The organism is Acidimicrobiales bacterium (assembly GCA_036491125.1).
Taxonomy (GTDB): Bacteria; Actinomycetota; Acidimicrobiia; order Acidimicrobiales; family AC-9; genus AC-9.
Map to the genome: position 1 here is coordinate 1 of DASXCO010000248.1, position 1562 is coordinate 1562.

Annotated in this window: 1 protein-coding gene; it reads left to right on the top strand. The window is 69.1% G+C overall.

The genetic code is table 11. The features are described from left to right. Positions 1 to 349 precede the first annotated feature (349 nt). Entirely contained in the window at positions 350 to 1558 is a 1209-nt protein-coding gene (gene recA / locus VGF64_19060) for a recombinase RecA (GenBank protein ID HEY1636862.1), read from the top strand. The last annotated feature ends 4 nt before the right edge of the window (positions 1559 to 1562 follow it).

Here is a 1562-nt window from a genome sequence, read left to right on the forward strand (position 1 = left end):
GCACAGCGTCGCCAAGGACTACGTCCTGGCCGGGCTGGGCGGGCGGACCATCGACCGTGCCCTCGCCGACGGCGAGGACGTGAAGAAGGTCTGGCGCGCCGTCTGCGAGTCCTTCAACGTGCCGGAGACCCTGCGCTGACCCTGCCCTGAGCCCCCGAAGTGAATTCGGCGTGTCGGGTGCCGATCGAACAAAGATTCGCCTACAGTTGGGCGCGTGCGGATCCCGGGTGGCAGCAGGCGTGGTCCCGGAGGTCCCGGAAATGTCAGTGGTGGCGCATAGCGTCGGGCACCGACACCGCTGGCGAACGCCGGCGGCTCAGATAGAAACGAAACCCGACAGGGAGTTCCCATGGCAGCGAACAGCAGGCCGAGCGTCGAGCGGGCCGGCGACCGGGACAAGGCCCTTGAGACCGCGCTCGTCCAGATCGAGCGGCAGTTCGGCAAGGGCTCGGTCATGCGGCTCGGCGAGAAGGGGCACCAGGCCGTCGAGGTCATCCCCACCGGATCGATCACGCTCGACGTCGCCCTCGGCCTCGGCGGTCTTCCGCGCGGCCGCATCGTCGAGATCTACGGCCCGGAGAGCAGCGGTAAGACCACTGTGGCCCTGCACGCGGTCGCCAACGCTCAGAAGCTCGGCGGCATCGCCGCGTTCATCGACGCCGAGCACGCCCTCGACCCCGAGTACGCCAAGAATCTGGGCGTCGACACCGACGCCCTGCTGGTGTCCCAGCCGGACACCGGCGAGCAGGCGCTGGAGATCATGGACATGCTGATCCGGTCCGGCGCCATCGACATCGTCGTGATCGACTCGGTGGCCGCGCTGGTGCCGCGGGCGGAGATCGAAGGCGAGATGGGCGACAGCCACGTCGGCCTCCAGGCCCGCCTGATGTCCCAGGCCCTGCGCAAGATCACCGGCGCGCTGAGCCACGCTCAGACCACCGCGATCTTCATCAACCAGCTCCGGGAGAAGGTCGGCGTCATGTTCGGCAGCCCGGAGACCACCAGCGGTGGTAAGGCGCTGAAGTTCTACTCGTCCATCCGCCTCGACGTGCGGCGCATCGAGACGCTCAAGGAAGGCACCGACGCTGTGGGCAACCGGACCCGCGTCAAGGTGGTCAAGAACAAGATGAGCCCGCCGTTCAAGGTGGCTGAGTTCGACATCCTCTACGGGGTCGGCATCAGCCGCGAGGGCAGCCTCATCGACCTCGGCGTGGATCAGGGCATCGTCCGCAAGGCCGGCGCCTGGTACACCTACGAGGGCGACCAACTCGGGCAGGGCAAGGAGAACGCGCGCAACTTCCTGAAGGAAAACGCCGACCTGGCCAACGAGATCGAGAAGAAGATCAAGGAGAAGCTCGGGGTGGGAGCGCGGCTGGACGCCGACCCCGCCGCGCAGGCGAACGGAGCCAGCGCCAACGGGAGCGCCGCCCCGGCCACGAACGGCAACGGGACCCCGGCCCCGGGGGCCACGGCCAAGGCCGCCGCCGGTGCGCCGGGCCGGCCCACCAGCCGGGTCCCGAGCGTGAGCGCGGGCGCAGGAGTGGGCGGTGGCCAGTAGGCGC

Excerpts from the sequence above, each read along its gene's own strand:
- recA (HEY1636862.1), top strand. The coding sequence starts at position 350 with ATGGCAGCGAACAGCAGGCCGAGCGTCGAGCGGGCCGGCGACCGGGAC.